The sequence below is a fragment of the Bacteroides sp. 3_2_5 genome, from assembly GCF_000159855.2.
GTDB classification, from domain to species: domain Bacteria; phylum Bacteroidota; class Bacteroidia; order Bacteroidales; family Bacteroidaceae; genus Bacteroides; species Bacteroides fragilis.
Map to the genome: position 1 here is coordinate 900,958 of NZ_JH636044.1, position 16,538 is coordinate 917,495.

13 protein-coding genes and 1 tRNA gene are annotated in these 16,538 nt (G+C 41.3%); 7 read left to right on the plus strand and 7 right to left on the minus strand.

Annotation, left to right across the window (positions count from 1 at the left end):
- Window positions 1–386 precede the first annotated feature (386 nt).
- From BSHG_RS14120 to BSHG_RS14110, 3 genes are read left to right on the plus strand one after another with little or no spacing between them, the layout of a single operon-like run.
- Complete coding sequence (locus BSHG_RS14120) at window positions 387–1,706, plus strand: TolC family protein (RefSeq protein WP_008658530.1); 1,320 nt, start codon at window positions 387–389, stop codon at window positions 1,704–1,706.
- Window positions 1,707–1,717: 11 nt separating this feature from the next.
- On the plus strand, window positions 1,718–2,752 hold the full coding sequence (locus tag BSHG_RS14115; protein ID WP_008658531.1) for an HlyD family secretion protein: 1,035 nt from the start codon (window positions 1,718–1,720) through the stop codon (window positions 2,750–2,752).
- A gap of 3 nt (window positions 2,753–2,755) precedes the next feature.
- Window positions 2,756–4,336, plus strand: a complete 1,581-nt coding sequence (locus tag BSHG_RS14110) for a hypothetical protein (RefSeq protein ID WP_008658532.1) — start codon at window positions 2,756–2,758, stop codon at window positions 4,334–4,336.
- Between the two features lie 199 nt (window positions 4,337–4,535).
- Here the strand turns inward: BSHG_RS14110 and BSHG_RS14105 are convergent, their stop codons facing one another.
- The 4 genes from BSHG_RS14105 to aroB all read right to left on the minus strand — a co-directional run bounded on the left by BSHG_RS14105 (window position 4,536) and on the right by aroB (window position 7,802).
- Complete coding sequence (locus BSHG_RS14105) at window positions 4,536–5,624, minus strand: acyltransferase (protein ID WP_008658534.1); 1,089 nt, start codon at window positions 5,622–5,624, stop codon at window positions 4,536–4,538.
- A 348-nt stretch (window positions 5,625–5,972) separates the two neighbouring features.
- Window positions 5,973–6,047 (minus strand) — tRNA-Pro (locus BSHG_RS14100).
- Between the two features lie 240 nt (window positions 6,048–6,287).
- Window positions 6,288–6,728 (minus strand): hypothetical protein, encoded by a 441-nt coding sequence (locus tag BSHG_RS14095; RefSeq protein WP_008658535.1) that lies wholly within the window; start codon window positions 6,726–6,728, stop codon window positions 6,288–6,290.
- Between the two features lie 12 nt (window positions 6,729–6,740).
- Window positions 6,741–7,802, minus strand: a complete 1,062-nt coding sequence (gene aroB / locus BSHG_RS14090; RefSeq protein WP_008658536.1) for a 3-dehydroquinate synthase — start codon at window positions 7,800–7,802, stop codon at window positions 6,741–6,743.
- 136 nt (window positions 7,803–7,938) lie between these two features.
- Between aroB and BSHG_RS14085 the strand changes: the two genes are divergently transcribed.
- The 3 genes from BSHG_RS14085 to cls all read left to right on the plus strand — a co-directional run bounded on the left by BSHG_RS14085 (window position 7,939) and on the right by cls (window position 12,930).
- Window positions 7,939–8,343, plus strand: a complete 405-nt coding sequence (locus BSHG_RS14085) for a hypothetical protein (protein WP_005784807.1) — start codon at window positions 7,939–7,941, stop codon at window positions 8,341–8,343.
- A 72-nt stretch (window positions 8,344–8,415) separates the two neighbouring features.
- Entirely contained in the window at window positions 8,416–11,328 is a 2,913-nt protein-coding gene (locus BSHG_RS14080; protein WP_005796251.1) for a TonB-dependent receptor, read from the plus strand.
- A 162-nt stretch (window positions 11,329–11,490) separates the two neighbouring features.
- On the plus strand, window positions 11,491–12,930 hold the full coding sequence (gene cls / locus BSHG_RS14075) for a cardiolipin synthase (protein WP_005796243.1): 1,440 nt from the start codon (window positions 11,491–11,493) through the stop codon (window positions 12,928–12,930).
- A 17-nt stretch (window positions 12,931–12,947) separates the two neighbouring features.
- Here cls and BSHG_RS14070 read toward each other — a convergent pair whose 3' ends face one another.
- The 3 genes from BSHG_RS14070 to BSHG_RS14060 are packed head-to-tail and all read right to left on the minus strand — an operon-like array spanning window position 12,948 to window position 14,957.
- Window positions 12,948–13,481, minus strand: coding sequence for an RsmD family RNA methyltransferase (locus BSHG_RS14070; protein WP_010992136.1), 534 nt, complete (start codon window positions 13,479–13,481; stop codon window positions 12,948–12,950).
- Window positions 13,472–14,266 carry a DUF3822 family protein gene (locus tag BSHG_RS14065; RefSeq protein WP_008658537.1) on the minus strand — a complete coding sequence of 265 codons (795 nt, stop codon included), beginning with the start codon at window positions 14,264–14,266 and terminating at the stop codon, window positions 13,472–13,474. The genes BSHG_RS14070 and BSHG_RS14065 overlap by 10 nt, the downstream gene beginning before the upstream one ends.
- Window positions 14,267–14,273: 7 nt before the next feature.
- On the minus strand, window positions 14,274–14,957 hold the full coding sequence (locus BSHG_RS14060) for a hypothetical protein (RefSeq protein WP_005784817.1): 684 nt from the start codon (window positions 14,955–14,957) through the stop codon (window positions 14,274–14,276).
- 96 nt (window positions 14,958–15,053) lie between these two features.
- Between BSHG_RS14060 and BSHG_RS14055 the strand changes: the two genes are divergently transcribed.
- The gene (locus BSHG_RS14055; protein WP_008658538.1) at window positions 15,054–16,472 is read left to right on the plus strand and encodes an ATP-dependent RecD-like DNA helicase; all 1,419 of its coding nucleotides are present in this window, start codon (window positions 15,054–15,056) and stop codon (window positions 16,470–16,472) included.
- Window positions 16,473–16,538: the final 66 nt, after the last annotated feature.

The window sequence follows — 16,538 nt, forward strand, 5'->3', positions numbered from 1 at the left end:
TCTGCTGTATAACTTTTCATTTTTTTGTGCATTTAGGACGTTGTAAGAGTTTCTGTAGCTTTTGTTGTAATGTTCTAGTAATTAGTTTACTCTACACTATTATTTCGATTTGGTTCGGTTATTCCCATGTTTTTTGTACCTTTGCCTCTCGAATGGAGCATAAAGTTCCACGAAACGAATGAAACAGAAACACAGAAAGTCCCGTTTTGAGTCCTTTCAAGGTATACTGACCAAGCTTGCACTTTTCCATCAGTGGGGAAGAGAAAATTCTGATTAAGTAAGTCTCTTTACTTGATTTCTCCTTTTTACATTTTATTATCTGTGTGAATCAAGATCTAAGAAGTTATTGATTCGCATTATTTCTAAAAATTCATAAGTAACAACGTATGAACAAATTCTCTTTGTTCATAATGATGCTTTGTGCGTCATTATGTCCCTTGGGTGTGTATGCCCAGGAAGTGGCATGGCATATAATGTCTATAGAAGATATGTTTGCGCTTGCCGACCGTAACAGTAAATCATTGCGTCCGTATGCAACCGGTATTTGTGAAGCCCGTGAAGGCGTAAGAATTGCCGGGAATGCCCGTTTGCCGGAAATTGAAGCTGCTCTGTCGTTCAGTTATTTGGGTGATGCTCTGCTGATAGACCGTAATTTTTCGAATGGAACCAATGCACCTATGCCGCATTTGGGTAATAACTTCTCAGTAGAGGCTTCTCAGGTAGTATATGCGGGAGGTAGCATTACAAACAGTATTGCTATTGCACGTTTGCAAGAAAAGATGGCTCGCCTGGGCTTGGATGCCGGGCGTGATAAAGTAGGTTTCCTGCTTATCGGCTATTATCTGGATCTATTCAAACAGCAGAATATGTTGCAAGTATACGAAAAGAATATAGAGCAGACCAAGCAGGTGATTGAGGAACTCCGTGCGAAAGAGTGTGAAGGAATCGTTCTGAAAAACGATATTACCCGCTACGAATTGTTGCTGGCCAATCTGGAATTGACCCGTACACAGATTGAAAATACAATCTCTATCCTGAATAGCAATCTGACTACTACTTTAGGTTTACCGGAGGATGCCAGAATACAGCCGGACACTACTATTCTCTCAAAAGCCCTCCCCATTGAAAATAAAGAGAATTGGACAAATACCGCTTATGCAAACTCTCCTGTACTAAAACAGATGTTACTTACCGTGGAAATGAGTAAGCATCAACAGAAAATTACACGTTCGGAACAAATACCCCAAATAGCTCTATTTGCCGGTAATAAACTGGATGGGCCTATCACCATCGAAGTGCCTCCTATCAATAAGAACCTCAACTATTGGTACGTAGGGGTAGGGGTGAAATATAATTTCTCTTCTCTGTTCAAGGCCAGTAAGTCCATTGCTCGGGATAAATTCACTGTTCGGCGAAATACGGAGCAGTATAATGATGCTAAAGAACAAACCGGCTTGGCTGTCAATGCAGCGCAGGTGAAATATATGGAAACTTATGTGGAGTTGAATACTCAGCAGAAAAGTGTGGAACTGGCCAATCAGAACTATGCCGTCATCCATGACCGCTATAAGAATGATATGGCACTGATCACCGATATGCTGGATGCCAGCAATTCAAAACTTGAGGCAGAACTACAGCTCGTAAATGCCCGAATCAATATTGTTTTTAATTTTTATAAACTTCTGTATATCTCCGGAACTATCTAAAATCAATCGTCATGAATAAGAAAACTAAAAAAATGGTATTCAATCTCTCTGTTATTTTTGTGTTGCTTCTTGCCTTCGGGTGGGTCTGTTCGCGTTTTGTCCATTTGGGTAACGTAGAGTTTACGGACAATGCGCAGGTACGTCAACATATCGTTCCTATCAATTGCCGTATACAAGGCTTTATTAAGAAAATATATTTTACGGAATATCAGGCTGTGCATAAGGGAGACACATTGGCTTTGATAGAAGATGCCGAATTTCGTTTCAGACTGGTGCAGGCAGAAGCCGATTATCAGAATGCTTTATCCGGAAAGAGTGTAGTGACATCGTCTATCCATACCATCCAGAATAATATATCTGTGTCCGATGCCGGTATTCAAGAAGCTAAAGTACGCATGGATAATGCTGAACGCGAATATAAACGCTATCAGAATTTGCTGGAACGGGATGCTGTCACCCGCCAGCAATACGATGCGGTGAAAACAAATTTTGATGCATCAAAAGCACGTTATGAATTGTTATTTCGCCAAAAGAAATCGACGGCCCTCGTCAAACAAGAACAAACTGAACGCTTGGAGCAGACCGAAGCTGGGATTAAACTGGCAGAAGCAACTTTGGAGATAGCCCGGCTAAATCTTTCATATACGGTGATTATAGCTCCGTGTGACGGAACTACCGGGCGGAAAGAGATTCGGGAAGGTGTGTTAGTGCAACCCGGACAGACACTGGTCAACCTGGTGGATGACCATGATAAATGGGTGGTAGCCAATTACAAAGAGACGCAAACTGCCCATATTGGCGAAGGTTATCCGGTGGGTATAGAAGTAGATGCCATCCCAGGAATAATGTTTAAAGGAATAGTAAAATCGGTTTCTCAGGCAACAGGGGCAAGTTTTTCTCTTCTTCCACAGGATAATTCCGCAGGCAATTTTGTGAAGGTGGAACAGCGTATTCCTGTCCGGATAGAATTTACCGGCGAAAATAGGCCCGAAGATATGAAACGCCTGCGTGCCGGAATGAATGTGGAATGTGTAGTAAACTATTAATGTATGCATGAAATAACTCCTTTTACCATTCCGGCGATGCGCGATTTTGTTCCTGAAAAGTGGAGGCCGTGGATTGTTATTCTTTTTGTTATTGTCTTTCAATTTTCCGGAGGCGTTTATTTGGCTGCGGTTAGTGAAATGGTAGGTTCGACAGCTTTGATGCAGGAGGATATTATGATGGCAGGATACGCTTCTTTGGTAGGGATGTCGTTGACATTTGCCATTATGTTTCGGCTGAAGTTTCGTTTCCCTTCGAAAACAGCTTTCCTGACATGTAGTATTGCTATCATTTTGTGTAATCTGATATGCATGTATACTCGTAGTGTGCCGTTATTGGTGACAGCCTGTTTCTTTGGTGGGATATTCAGGATGTGGGCCACTTTTGAGTGTAATTCCACTATTCAACTCTGGCTTACGCCTCAGAGGGACCTTTCTGTCTTCTTTTGTTATATCTATCTTTTGGTACAAGGTTGTCTTCAATTATCCGGATTGATAACTGTTTATACTGCTTTTTGGATAAAATGGGAATATATGCATTGGCTGATTATTGCATTATTGTTGCTTGTGATGATAGCAACTATGATTTTGTTTCGTAATTATCGTTCGATGCCCAAGTTGCCTCTTTTCGGTATTGATTGGTTGGGAGCCTTGATGTGGGGGATAGTGATTTTGTGTATTATCTTTGTTTGTGTATATGGCGAACACTATGATTGGTATGAATCTGTTTATATCCGGATGGTTACCGTGGGCGGAGTAGTAGTCCTATTATTGAATTTGTGGCGTGCTTCTTTTATTCGCCACCCGTTCATAGCATTGGTCACCTGGCGGTTTAAAGCCGTTTACCTTACCTTTTTGCTCTATATGGTTGTCGACATTTTATTGGCACCCTCGCACTTGCTCGAACATATTTATATGGAAGCCGTGCTTGGGTATGACTCTTTAAACGTGATTTCACTCAATTGGGTATTAGTACTGGGAACGATTGTGGGGAGTGTTTTCACATTCTATACATTTTCACGTCGTAAATGGTGTTACCGGACAATGACGGTTATTGCTTTTATTTCCATCACCGGTTATTTGATGATGTTCTATTTTACGATAGATTACAATTTATGTAAAGAGGTTTTGGCTTTTCCTCTCTTTTTACGTAGTTTCGGATATGTGATTATCGCTATATGTTTTATCACCGCACTTTCGCGCGTACCGTTTCAGAACTTTTTTGAGGCGGTTTCTGTTCAGGCATTTGTCAGTGCAAGCTTTGGAGGAGCACTCGGTTCGGCTGTTCTCGGACGAGTCTTGAACGTAGTGATGCAGAAAAATGTGATGTTACTTGGCAGTACATTGGATGCACTTCATCCACAGGCAAGTCATATCCCTTTGGGAGAATTATATGCTGCTTTACAACAACAGGCATTGATGGTTTCTATGAAAGAACTTTATGGATGGCTTACATTAATAAGTCTGTTTTGTCTGATACTATTGGGTGTCGGTCATAACTCTGTCCGTCCGCTTTATGCTTTGCATCCCCGATACCGGGTGATACGCCGCTATATCAGGCATGAATTGAGGATGATCAAGCAATGACCGATTCATATATTTTTCTTTTATATTTAAAGTTGAGCCCCTGGCCGGTATATTCCGATCAGGGGCTCAATTGCTATTTATCTATTTAAAGAGAATTCTGTCAGGTTCAGATTTGTACATGTCTGAATATAAATCGTCTACATGGGACTATTACATATGGGGCGTATCCGATTTTATGGAAGTAGCCATACTCAAATGTTCATCCTATGATCCATTTGCTGCCCGGTATGAATGAAATGAGTTTTGAAGTTATGAAGCAACAGATAAATGTACTGATTGCAATGCATGGTATAGCGGCAACAGTAGGCAGTGCCAGGGTATACTTAAATACTGTTGCCCATAATCCTAGCCAGAAGATATGCATTAGATACATACCGTAGCTGAGCTTTGACATTTCTGTTATGATTCGTGGAGCTTTTGAGCTATTGATACACGTAAACATGAGGAATGTACCCGCTGTGAGCAGTACACAGTTGATTGTACAGAAGGCCCATCCTATTTCTATTACGGGAGTGGAAAGAGTCTCACCGGGTATAGCCTGGCTATAGAATGAATAGATGGTTAATACGGCTCCGATAACCATTAAAATGGTTCCTATGATGAAACGTTTTGAACGACTCCACGTAAGGTGAGTATGTATATAATGTGCCAGCACGAGGTAACCCAGATAGCCTGAGAAGTACCATAGCATGTGATATTCGTTCCAGAAACATTGTCCCCATACTTCACCACACCAACGGTTGAGATATGGGATACATGTTGATAACAGAAACAACCCTATGAAGAAGCGTTCTTCTTTTGCCGAGGCTTTTCTCAGCCATGGAGATATTATAGGTATGAATAGATAAAGACTGATTAGAGGATACATAAACCACAGATGTCCTGCAAGTGTCGGGAAGTTCAAGAAAATTCGTGATAGATCCGTTAATGATGTCTCTCCGTTTATCTGTCCCCACAACATTGGTAAGGTGCTGTATAGTATCATGAATATAAAAAATGGTGGTATGATACGAAGGAATCGCTGGCGATAAAATTGCCATGTAGTTTGTTCTTCTTTCATCGGAGCAAGGAGAAAGGCGGAGACAATCATGAATAATGGTACTGCCATGCGTGAAAAGCCATCGTATACAGCTACCCATAAGCGGTCTGCTTCACTGGCTAAATAAGATTGCGGTCCGGCCATGTCCGTGGATCCGGCGGCACCGTAAAAGTTTTCACTGGAGTGTACAATCATAACGAGAAAGCACGCAAATACGCGTACATAATCTAAAAAAACAATGCGTTTCATTTTCTGTTTGAGTTTTTTATTAATAAGATGTTCTTTGTGTTGTCTTTTTATGTGCAGCATTATTCATAATAGAAATATTTCATTGATTTTCAGGGCGCTGCTTTATTTGACGCAAAGATAGAAAAAAACTTGAGATACTGAGCAACAAACGGAAAGAATCCGTGCAACTGCATTGAATATTCAACATTTTTTTTAATATCCGATATTCCGGTACTGTTTGATAAAACATAAATCCCGGTTAAATATCCTGTTGGGGGAGCATCTACGTCTGCACCGTATGATAGTTCTTAAGTGCTCTAAAAGAAAAAAGCATCGATAATCTTACAATTATCAATGCTTTGTGGTTAGTCGGGGTGACTGGATTCGAACCAGCGACCACACGCCCCCCAGACGCGTACTCTAACCGGGCTGAGCTACACCCCGAATTGCGGATGCAAAAGTAGAATTTTATTTTGAATAAGCAAAATATTCGGATGGTTTATTTCTTTTAATTTGTTTTTTCTTGCTAAGGAAGTGCTCTGGGAAGTAGTAATCTAATTAACATTGTTAATTTGAAAGTTTTAGGTTGAACGTTTTTTTTGCAGATCACTTGTTCTTTATCAACAAAGAACAAGTGATCTGTTTCTAAAAGATTAGTTTTAACAGAACGTTAAAACTAATCTTTTAGAAATAAATAATTAACAATATAATCTTTTGATAAATAAAGTGTTCTGGGATTTTTCCTAATAAATCCCAGAACCGTTGTGGGAGGTGGATATTCTCTGTAGTTGTGGCTTTAGCAAATAGTGGAGCTATTTCTTGAGGAGGAAATCCGGCTATGCCACATCCTATTTCCGTAACCAGAAAAGTCATTTCCGGATGTTTATTTGCAAATTGAATAAATTCGTCTACATAAGGGCGGATTGTTTCTACTCCACCCTGCATGGTCGGTATTCCGTAAGTTTGTCCTTGCAAACCTACACCTTGTCCCCAGATGGCACCCCATTTGTTCATTGCCAAAAGGGCGGCGCCACCGCCATGATGCCCGGACAGATTGCTGCCGAAAACGAATATTTCATTGGGTTGCAATCGTTCGATGTGATTGGAGGTAACTCTTTGTTTCATTTATCTTATTTTCTACATTCCCATACATTCCCGATAGAAGTCGAACATTTCGAAAATGGTATCTTTATCTGCTGTCCGGTTGATACTGATATCGCCGATTTCCTTTAGGAGTGTGAAATTTATGACACCTGCACTGTTTTTCTTATCATGTTGCATGAATTCGTATAAACGGTCGTATTGCTTACAGTCGAAGTGGAAAGCTCCATAATTATCTTTTATAAATTGGATGGTCTGACGCATTTTCTCCTTTGGGAAGCCGGCTTTGAGATGTGATAGATAGAGTTCACAAACAACGCCCCAAGCTACGGCATATCCGTGAAGAACCGGACGATTCTCAGCAAGCGCCAGACTTTCGAAAGCGTGTCCTACGGTATGTCCCAGGTTTAATGCTTTGCGGATGCCGTGTTCGAATGGATCTTGTTCCACTATATCTTCTTTCACTTGTACGGAGTGGCCTACCAATTTTTTCAGATATCCGTAATCCATCTTCTCCGTATCGAATGCAAGCAGTTCAGCCCAGTGAGAGGTGTTGCTGATCAGTCCGTGTTTTAGCATCTCGGCGTATCCCGAAAAGAAATTATGTGCATCGAGTGTACGGAGAAACTCTGTTTCGATTAATACACTGGCTGCCGGTGCAAAGGCACCTATCTCGTTTTTCAATCCATTGAAATTAATGCCGGTTTTCCCGCCAACAGAAGCATCTACCATTGCCAGCAGGGTGGTGGGAATATTGATATAGGCAATGCCGCGTTTGAAGGTTGCGGCTGCAAATCCACCTAAATCAGTGACCATTCCGCCCCCGAGATTGATGAGGAGCGAGTGACGGGTAGCGCCTTTTTCACTTAATACCTGCCAGACAGAGGCCAGGGTTTCGAGTGTTTTATGTACGTCTTCGGCTCCGATGGTGATTTCGACAGCATCTTTCAGGATTGATAAGCCTGCCAGTTGAGAAAGGCAGAGACGGTGAGTATGATCGTCAGTGAGAATGAACAGGCGGTCGTGTGGGCAGTTGTCGATGGCACGTTTAAGACTACTTTCCAGATCTTCACAAAGGATGACTTCTTGTTTACTCATAATGGTTCTATGTTTTTTTATGTACTGCAAAGATAGGAGTTCGGAGATAAATAGTGAAACTTAGCACTTAAAAATGTAAAACATGGGGTTCTGTTTGTGAGAAAAAGCTATCTTTGTGACATTAAATTTAGATAAGATGAAAGCATTATTACCTGTATTCTGCCGTCCTTTAGGATATGTGATTCTTGTTATTTCTATGTTTATTCCATTCCTGTTATTGATGCAGGGAATGGTAACGGACAGTAACTTATTATTTTATAAAGAGTGTATTAAACTGCTGATGATATTGGGAGCAATGATGATTATTTTTGCTTTATCACGTAATGAAGGTCGTGAAACAGAGATTATACGGAACAAAGCTACTCGTAATGCTATTTTTCTGACTGTACTTTTTTTGTTTGGCGGGATGCTTTATCGGGTAGCAACAGGAGATATCATGACCGTAGATACCTCTTCTTTTCTTATTTTTCTTATTATCAATGTACTCTGCCTTGAATTTGGTATGCAAAAAGCGCGAATCGATAAAATCTTTAAAAGATAATTGTGTTTAAATTAAACCTTTTGCTTTGAAGGTTGTCAAACAAACGATTGTTATTATTCAACCTACAGGCAAATGAAGAAACTATTGATCTGGACGGTGTTGCTGCTGACAGCTACCCTATCCACTTATGCGCAAAACAAAATTGTAACCGTATCGGGCCGTGTAATAGAGGCCGGTACGAAGGAACCGGTCGAACTCGCTGCTGTGCAGTTATTATCTCTCCCTGACAGTGCTCAGGTAGCGGGTATGACCACTTCGACACAAGGCTACTTTTCTTTATCCAAGCAGAAACCGGGAAAATATCTGCTTAAAGTATCTTTCATCGGGTATGTCACCAAAATTATTCCTGTGCAGCTAACAGCTAATGTTCCTGCAAAAAAGATGGGGAATATTGAACTGGCAACTGATGCTGTCATGCTGCAAGAAGCGGTTGTGGTAGCAGAAGCTCCGCAAGTGACGGTTGTAGAAGATACGTTAATGTACAATTCCAGTGCTTACCGTACACCTGAGGGGGCTATGTTGGAAGAATTGGTCAAGAAACTTCCGGGTGCTGAAATTGATGATGACGGTAATGTGAAAATCAATGGTAAGGATCTGAAGAAAATTATGGTTGATGGTAAGGAGTTTTTCGGTGGAGACGTGAAAACCGGTTTGAAGAATCTTCCGGTAGACATGGTCGATAAACTGAAAACTTATGATAAAAAGTCGGATCTGGCACGTGTGACGGGGATTGATGACGGTGAAGAAGAAACGGTACTCGACTTGACTGTGAAAAAAGGGATGAATCAGGGATGGTTTGGTAATGCAGATTTGGGAGCCGGTACTAAAGATCGCTATACCGGACGAATGATGCTGAACCGCTTTGTCGATAAAACCCAGTTCTCTATTATAGGCTCGGCGAATAATGTAAATGATCAGGGATTCTCCGGAGGGGGTGGCGGTCCGCGCTGGCGTAGTAACAATGGCTTGAATGCTACTAAAATGTTGGGTGCCAACTTTGCGACCCAGACCAACAAGCTAGAACTGGGAGGTAGTGTACGATATAACTTCCAGGATGCTGATATCTCAAGTATCAATTCTTCCGAACGTTTCCTTCAGAATGGCAATTCATATTCTAATTCGAATAATAAGAACCGGAATAAAGGAACAAACCTGAATGCTGACTTCCGTATGGAATGGAAACCGGATACTTTGACAAATATTATCTTTCGCCCTAATTTCTCCTATGGGAGGACAAATAATGCTTCTCGCTCTGAATCGGGCACTTTCAATGAAGATCCTTTCAATCTGATCGTAAATCCAAATGATTATCTGAATTTTGATAATTTGTCTGACGATCCGTTGAAAGACATTCGTGTGAATGCCACCAATAGTGCTTCGTTGTCTAAAGGCAAAAGTCTTTCGGGAAACGCCACTTTACAGGTTAACCGAAAATTGAATAATAGAGGACGTAACCTGACTTTCCGTGGAGTCTTTGGATATGGTGATAATGATAACGATCAGTATACACAGTCTGAAACACGTTATTACCAATTGCTGAATCATTTGGGAGGTGACTCTATCCTATATCGTAATCAATATATTACAACTCCTACACGCAACTATAACTATACGGCCCAAGTGACTTATAGCGAACCCATTGCCAAGGCCACTTTCTTGCAGTTCAGTTATCAGTTTCAGTATAAATATAGCAAGAGTGACAAGACCACGTTCGATTTGCTCGATTATCCGGACTGGGCTATCGGCGGAGCTCTCCCTTCCGGGTATGAGTCTCATGCAGTGGACAGCTTGAGCAAGAATGCTGAATATCGTTATTATAACCATGACGCTTCAGTGGGGTTGCGTTTCATTCGTCCGAAGTATCAGTTGAATGTGGGTATGTCTTTCCAACCACAGAATTCTACCTTGTCTTATAAAAAAGGAGACTATATGATTGATACAACACGTACTGTATTCAACTTCGCACCGAATATGGACTTGCGTTTCCGTTTCTCAAAAGTTAGTCAGTTGCGTTTCACCTATCGGGGACGTAGCAATCAGCCTACTATGGAGAACTTATTGCCTATAACCGATAACTCCAATCCGTTGAATATACGTATGGGTAATCCCGGATTGAAGCCTTCTTTTGCACATACGATGCGTTTGTTCTATAATACATATAATGCAGAGAAACAGCGTGGAATCATGACTCACTTTAGCTTTACAGCTACACAGAACAGCATCAGTAACAGTACTCGCTATAATGAAGAAACCGGTGGATTGATTACACGACCGGAGAATATCAATGGTAATTGGAATGCGTTTGGTATGTTCGGTTTCAATACAGCTTTAAAGAATAAGAAGTATACGATTAATACTTTCACTAATGTGAACTACCAGAATAATGTGGCGTTCCTTTATAATCAGGATACGAAAAACAATGATAGAAATACAAGTACAGGCCTGACATTAGGTGAGAGAGTAACAGGTTCCTATCGCAATGATTGGTTTGAATTTTCTTTGAACGGTTCGATCAATTACACAGCCGAACGTAATAAACTTCGTCCGGAGAACAATCAGGAACCTTATACATATTCTTATGGAGCAAGTACCAATATTACGATGCCTTGGAAAATGACTTTGGCTACAAACATCGCCAATCAAAGTCGTCGCGGCTATCGTGACTCAAGCATGAACCGTGACGAACTTATCTGGAATGCACAACTTGCCCAGTCATTGCTGAAAGGTGCTGCTACTGTTAGTTTTGAGGTTTATGATATTTTGAGACAACAGAGTAACATCAGCCGTTCATTGTCAGCCGATATGCGTTCGGTATCCGAATATAACGGTATTAATAGTTACTGTATGGTACACTTTATCTACCGTCTGAATATCTTCGGCAGTAAAGCTGCTCGAGAAAAGATGATGAATAGTGGTAGAAGAGGTTTTGGTGGACCCGGTAGAGGTCCCGGCGGTGGCTTTGGTGGCGGACATCCCCGTTTTTAATAAGATATCTTGTTAACACAGGCAACTTCCCTCCGGACCGATGCAAAATCTCTTTAATTTTGTATCGGTCCGGAGGGATTATCGTTTTGAATCGGGACAGTTGTTGTTCGTATCCGATATTTTCCATACATTTGTTCTTTGTATAATCCGCGGAGGGCGAATATGATAGATTGGAACTACATAGCAAGTGTAATAGCTACCGTTGCCTTTGATATTATTTATTTCGGGGCTATTATCGGTACGATTGTCATCGTGATTCTCGACAATCGTAATCCGGTGAAGACAATGGCATGGATTCTGATCCTGATGTTTCTTCCGGTTGTAGGGTTGGTTTTCTATTTCTTTTTTGGGCGTAGCCAAAGGCGTGAGAAGATTATCGGTAAGAAAAGTTATGACCGTTTGCTCAAAAAACCGATGGCAGAGTATTTGGCGCAGAACTGCTGTGAAACGCCGAAGGAATATGCACGGCTGATACAGCTGTTCCAGAATACGAACCAGGCTTTTCCGTTTGAGGGAAATCGGGTCGATATTTACACTGGCGGATATTCTAAACTACAAGCTCTGTTGAGAGAGCTGCAAAAGGCGAGGCTTCATATTCATATGGAATATTACATCTTTGAGGATGATCCTGTGGGACGATTGGTACGTGATGTACTGATCGAGAAAGCGCGGGAGGGAGTCGAGGTGCGTGTGATCTATGACGATGTAGGATGTTGGCATGTTCCTCATCGCTTTTTCGAAGAGATGAGAGATGCAGGAATTGAGGTACGCAGTTTTTTGAAGGTCCGTTTTCCCTTGTTTACGAGTAAAGTGAATTATCGCAATCACCGGAAGATTGTGGTGATTGACGGACGTATTGGATTTATCGGTGGAATGAATCTTGCCGAACGTTATATGCGTGGCTTTTCGTGGGGAATCTGGAGAGATACGCATATATTGCTTGAAGGAAAAGCGGTACATGGTCTTCAGACTGCTTTTTTGCTCGATTGGTATTTCGTGGATCGCACTCTGATCACTGCTTCGCGCTACTTTCCTAAGATAGAAGCTTATGGCAATTCTTTGGTACAGATTGTGACAAGTGAACCGATCGGTCCCTGGAAAGAGATTATGCAAGGGTTGACAGTAGCCATATCCGGTGCTAAGAAATATTTCTATATGCAGACGCCTTACTTCTTACCTACCGAACAAATTTTGGGTGCAATGCAGACTGCTGCATTGGCGGGAGTAGATATCCGGTTAATGTTGCCTGAGCATGCGGATAATCGTGTTACACATTTGGGCTCCTGTTCTTATCTGGCAGATGTATTGCGTGCAGGAGTCAAGGTCTATTTTTATAAAAAGGGTTTCCTGCATTCTAAATTAATGGTTTCGGATGATATGCTTTCGACAGTGGGGTCTACCAATCTCGATTTCCGTAGTTTTGAACATAATTTTGAAGTAAATGCCTTTATGTACGATATGGAGACAGCATTGCAGATGCGGGAGATTTTCTTGCAGGATCAGCGGGAAAGTACTCAGATTTTCCTGAAGAGCTGGGAAAAACGTTCTTCGCGTCAGAAGGCAATGGAGTCTGTAGTTCGATTATTGGCTCCGTTGCTATAAGGAAAACCTTCTTCAATCTATCTGAAGAAGGAAAAATTGACACTTCCGTATACCCTTCTTTCTATAAAGTGGGGATGATCTTCAAAGTTATTCTTTTTGCCATGTTCCAGAACGAACAGGCCATCCTCTTTCAGCAGGTTGTTCTTGAAAATTAAATCCGGAATTGTTTCCAACTCTTTTAGTTCATAGGGAGGATCGGCAAAAATGAAATCAAACCGTTCATGACTGCCATTTATGAATTTAAATACATCTCCACGGATAGGCAGGCATTTGTCTGTTTGCACCTCTTTCATGATTTTGCTGATGAAAGCATGATGGGCTCCGTCTTTCTCCACACTGATGACGCGGTCACACCCACGTGAAACCAGCTCTATACTGATACTGCCTGTACCGGCAAACAGATCGAGAGCAACAATGCCCTCTTCAAAATCCATGTAATTGGATAATACATTAAACAGATTCTCTTTGGCAAAATCTGTTGTCGGACGTGCCTTGAAGGTTCTGGGCACATCAAATCTTCTTCTTTTATATATTCCACTGATTACTCGCATGTTAATAAGGCTTGCATGTCAATATTGCTTGCAGGGTTCATTATGAATACCTGCTGTATGTATTTACGTAACTCCTGCATTAGTTTCTCTTTATCATAAAATGCACCTGTCAGGTGAAGTTCGTCCCGTTCCTGATCAAAATTCAACTGCTTCCAGAGATAGAGCAGATAGTAGATTCGGTCACCTGTTTTGCGACATTCAAATGAATTGGCAAGAAGCAGATGTCCACGTTCATAACAGAAAAAGTCGATGGCATCACGGCGAATAGAAGCATATATCTTTTTACTGTTGCCTAATCTGCTTTTCGCCGAAAAATATTCTGCTAATGGAGCTGCTTGTGAATAAAATCTTGCTTCAGGATACTGATCGGATAAGAACTGGCAAGTACTTTTGTCCATGCCGAAGATGACTACGGCATTATTCTTTTTTAAAATATTATATTTTACCGTTTCATTTTCTTTGGGAGTGTGGTTATGGTAGAATATCATTTCGGACTGATCATCCTCAAACAGTTCAAGGGGGATTAGGGTGAAATGCTTGTCTGCCATCAGAATGTTTACCCGTTTGTAAGTATGATTCAGAAAGTCCAATTCACGGAAAGCCTGTTTGAGATTGGCTGTAAGAGATAATGAAGCCTCGACCTCCTTCTCAAAGAAAGAGAGCGAACTATCGTGAATCGGATTGTAGATAGAAAAAGAAAATCCATCCGTACTAAGACGGATGGACAATGTATATTGTTCCGATTTACCAAAGTCAATCGTTTCTGCAATTGCTCTATCGGGCATATTCGGATTATTCCCAGTTACCTGCGCCGTTGTTAGGAGTATCGATAGAACCTACCATCAAACCGGCATATTTACCCAATTTAACCTGAAGGTCTTTCAAGTTTGCAATTTCTTGCTTGTCAAGTCCGTTCAAGTATACATCATATGGAGTGTTGGCCTGGAACAAGAAGATAGGAGCTCCTGATTTAGTTGTATCGTTTTTAGTGTACATTTCGAACTGTGCACCATTACCGAACGGAACATATCTCAAAGAGTCTGCATTGAATGACTTATCGTAGATCGTATCTGTTACGGCAACCCATATTGTATCACGTTTGAAGCCCATCAGGCCGGCAGCTTCAACTTCTTTCCAGTTGTTAGTCTTTTTAGCCTTGTTGATCAGAGCCATGGCTTTCTTTTCAGTCATACCGTCTTCCAGCTGCTTGTCGCTCAATACGCCTTCTTTAGATACGAAAGGAATCTTTTGTGTCTTAACGAAATCGATCAGTGTGTCAAAGCTTGCAGTATACTGCTTGTAAATGTTACGATATTCTGCCTGAGCTTTACGAATATCAATCAAGCGGGCAACAACTGCTTTGTCTCTGTGCTTTTTAGCTTTTTCGAAGTTGATAGGACCCATGATACTAGCATAGCAAATGTAAACCAAAGCAATGGCGCATACACCTAGTACGATATTAAATACTGTTTTCATGATAAATATGTTTTTTTTAGTTTATATTCGTAGCGCAAAAATAAAATAAATAAATCTAATTAACGATAGTTCTTGTAACTTTTTTCTCGTACAAAAATGATAAATAACTATTTAGAGCGGCAAATTAAGGAAAATTTTTCTTATCAGCCAACTTTTGAGCAAGAAATAGCTGTAAAATCTCTTTCGGAGTTTCTACTTTCTACGGCTAATGATACGGTTTTTGTGCTTCGTGGATATGCGGGAACAGGAAAGACTTCTCTTGTCGGGGCCTTAGTGAAAGCGATGGATAAGTTACAACAGAAATCGGTTTTACTGGCTCCTACGGGAAGAGCGGCTAAAGTATTTTCTGCTTACGCAGGACACCCGGCTTTTACCATTCATAAAAAGATATACAGGCAGCAGTCTTTTTCGAATGAAGTAAGTAATTTTTCAATTAATGATAATCTGACTACTCATACATTATATATTGTAGATGAGGCTTCCATGATTTCGAATGAAGGTTTGTCCGGTTCGATGTTCGGTACCGGACGTCTGTTGGATGATTTGGTGGAGTTTGTCTATTCCGGTGTAGGGTGTCGTTTATTGTTGATGGGAGATACGGCTCAGTTGCCTCCGGTAGGAGAAGAGCAAAGTCCGGCACTTGCTACCGAGGCATTGAAAGGATATGGACTGAATGTCATAGAGGTTGATCTCACACAGGTGGTACGTCAGGTTCAGTCGTCCGGTATTTTATGGAATGCCACTCAGATTCGGCAGTTGATTGCTGAAGACGAGTGTTTTTCGCTGCCTAAGATAAAAGTAAGCGGATTTCCGGATATACAGGTGGTACGTGGCGACGAGTTGATCGATACCCTGACCGGCTGCTACGAAAAAGACGGAATGGACGAGACGATTGTGGTATGCCGTTCCAATAAACGGGCTAATATATATAATAAAGGTATACGTGCTCAGATTCTTTACAGGGAAGATGAACTGAATACGGGTGACTTACTCATGGTAGCGAAGAATAATTACTTCTGGACAGAGAAGTATAAAGAAATGGATTTTATAGCGAACGGAGAGATTGCTGTGGTTCGTCGGGTGAGGCGTACTCGTGAACTGTATGGTTTCAGGTTTGCTGAAGTACTTCTTGCGTTTCCCGATCAAAATGACTTTGAGTTGGAAGCTAATTTGTTGCTTGATACGCTTCATTCGGATGCACCTGCTTTACCCAAAACAGAAAACGACCGGCTTTTTTATTCTGTACTTGAAGACTATGTGGACATCACCGTCAAGCGGGAGCGAATGAAAAAAATGAAAGCTGACCCACACTACAATGCTCTACAGGTGAAATACGCTTATGCGGTGACCTGTCATAAGGCGCAGGGCGGGCAATGGCAAAATGTTTTTCTTGACCAGGGGTATATGTCGGATGAGTATCTGACACCTGATTATTTCCGTTGGCTGTATACAGCTTTTACGCGTGCATCGAAAACTCTCTATCTGGTGAATTATCCGGAAGAGCAAATAGAGTGACCGGACTATAAATAAGACAGGGAACCCATCTCGGGCTCCCTGTTTCTTTTGTGTAACTTAATTTAT